This is a genomic window from Dialister sp. (assembly GCF_036343215.1).
GTDB lineage: Bacteria > Bacillota > Negativicutes > Veillonellales > Dialisteraceae > Dialister.
The window spans coordinates 1-2,291 of the sequence record NZ_JAZASU010000170.1 but is presented as its reverse complement, the minus strand read 5'-3'; the positions used below and the strand labels follow the sequence as shown (position 1 = coordinate 2,291).

3 protein-coding genes are annotated in these 2,291 nt (G+C 50.6%); all 3 read right to left on the bottom strand.

What is annotated here, in order from left to right:
- Positions 1-38 precede the first annotated feature (38 nt).
- Positions 39-761 carry a head maturation protease, ClpP-related gene (locus VZT47_RS10120; RefSeq protein ID WP_330224837.1) on the bottom strand — a complete coding sequence of 241 codons (723 nt, stop codon included), beginning with the start codon at positions 759-761 and terminating at the stop codon, positions 39-41.
- Between the two features lie 74 nt (positions 762-835).
- Positions 836-1,588: a hypothetical protein gene (locus VZT47_RS10115; protein ID WP_330224836.1), complete on the bottom strand. Its 753-nt coding sequence runs from the start codon at positions 1,586-1,588 to the stop codon at positions 836-838.
- Positions 1,589-1,646: 58 nt separating this feature from the next.
- Positions 1,647-2,291: phage portal protein (locus VZT47_RS10110; RefSeq protein ID WP_330224835.1), on the bottom strand; the 645-nt coding region annotated here is incomplete at its 5' end.

Sequence of the window (2,291 nt, the reverse complement as noted above, 5' to 3'; positions counted from 1 at the left end):
TCTCTCAGTTTCAGGATCTGATTCATGGAAATTCCTCCTTAATGCACAAGAAGGCCCAGCCGCTTCATGAGTTTGTCCGCGGGGACCTTTTGGGATACAGGTTCTTTCGGTTCCTTTTTATTTTTAGTGATGGACAGTTTAGTCAAAAGAGAATTAGTAACGGCTGCCCGACTAAACAGCATGGCATCTACGTCCGGATCTCCTTCTTTATTCTCTTCGGTATAAAGAATGGCATCCGCAAACCCTAGTTCCACGGCCTTCTTGGCGTTGAACCAAGACTCGGCGTCCATCAATTTAGAGATTTTGTTCCGGGACATGCCGGTCTTGATTTCATAAGCGTTTACGATGCTTTCCTTCACTTCGGCCAGCATATCCATGGCCTTCTGCATTTCCTTGCTGTCCCCGATAGCTACGGTGATGGGGTTATGGATCATCATCATGGCCACAGGGGACATTTCCACCTGACTTCCGGCCATGGCAATGACACTGGCGGCAGAGGCAGCCAGGCCGTCGATCTTCACGGTCACATGGCCCGGATAGTCCATCAGCATGTTGTAGATCTGGGCAGCTGCAAACACATCACCCCCGGGGGAATTGATCCAGAGGGTAATGTCTCCGCTGCCGGCCATCAGCTCGTCCTTGAAAAGCTTCGGGGTCACTTCGTCCCCGAACCAGGTTTCATCAGAGATTTCTCCGGAAAGGTACAGGGTGCGGGTTTCTTCCCCTTCATTCTTCACCCAGTTCCAAAATTTACGTTTCATGGGTTTTCTCCTTTCAGGCATAAGAAAAGCACCCGGCAGATTGCTCCGCTAAGGTGCTGTTTAAAAAATTATACTTAATTCCAATCCGTATTCAGACTTATGCTGTTCGGATAATCATTGAACCACAGGTATTCCCCGTGGCCTATGCCAAAAGCTCCGAATTGCCCTGGCTTCGGTGCTGTCTGGAAGCCATAAGCCGACTGAAATTCATAGGGCAGATTTGCACAGTTAAATCCAGTCCGGTCAAAATGCCGGTCGCCGTACTGATAAATTTTGATATTCCAGACCCGCTGTTGACACATGGTCAGTTCCAATCCCAATTTCTGGTAGATCCATATCGTACTGCTTCTCTTCTGTTCCATTCTGTCAGGGCTGCCGTATTTGGCACGCACGGCATCCTCCGTCATATCAAGGCCAATTCCGCCAACCGACTCATAATATCGCGGCTCTACAGTCCTCATCAGCAGCGTTCCCTTGCCGATGTCATGATTGTCCCCGTTTAAAATAATATGAGAGTGATAGCTGGCCGAATACATGTTTTCGCAAATCACAGGCATATCCCGGTATCCTTCTGCTTCCACAATACGGATGATACCGCTGAAGTCCGTATCACCTCCTGCAAGGTGGTACACACCTACGATTGCACACCCGTTCACCGTGTTTCCCTGGAAATCGAGGACCACATTCCCCTCTTGGTCATACCATTGCCCCTGGAGCTTCGAAAGAATTCTAGGAGTTGGATCATATTCAGCCATGGCTGCGGAGCTGAACCCCATCATTACCAGACAAACCAAAAGACACACGATTCCTTTTCTCCACCATTTCATAAACCCGCCTCCATACAATTTTAAGATAATTCTATTATATAGAGGCTGCTTTGGAAACTCAACTTTCTGTTGTTTTACCTGCAAACAGCCCGGCATCCTTTAGTTTCGTCATGTTCCCGTTGATCAGGTACAGGTCCCCGCCTTCTTCTTCCGGAATCCGGTTCATGTTCTCCAGTTCCCGGATATCATTGGCGGAGAGCCACCCGTTCTGCCTTCCTACGGCATAGCCGTTCATTCGGCTTTCGTAGTCGCCCCGGAGCAGCCCGTCCACGTTGAAGTGGATCTCATACCGGGTCCGTTCTTCCGGAGTAAGGAGAGACTGGCTCATGGCCTGTTCCCACCGGGACACCCAGGGACCCAGAGTGTATTTCACAAACTCCAGGGACTGCTGCTCGATGTTGGAGAAGGTAGATTTCTCCAGGTCTCCGATCATATGAGGGGGCACCCGGAAGATCCGGGCAATCTCGTCAATCTGGAACTTCCGGGTTTCCAGGAACTGTGCCTGATCCGGAGAGATTCCGATGGGAGAATACTTCATGCCTTCTTCCAATACGGCCACTTTCCCGGCATTGCTGCTTCCCCCAAACTGGGACTGCCAGGCTTCCCGGACTCTCTGAGGGTCCTTGATGGTCCCCGGATGCTCTAGGACACCGCTGGGAGAAGCCCCGTTAGCGAAGAATTTCGCTCCGAACTCCTCGCAGGC

What these genes read in the sequence shown, in the direction of transcription:
- VZT47_RS10115 (WP_330224836.1), bottom strand. Translation starts at nt 1,588, where the DNA reads ATGAAATGGTGGAGAAAAGGAATCGTGTGTCTTTTGGTTTGTCTGGTA.
- VZT47_RS10120 (WP_330224837.1), bottom strand. Translation starts at nt 761, where the DNA reads ATGAAACGTAAATTTTGGAACTGGGTGAAGAATGAAGGGGAAGAAACC.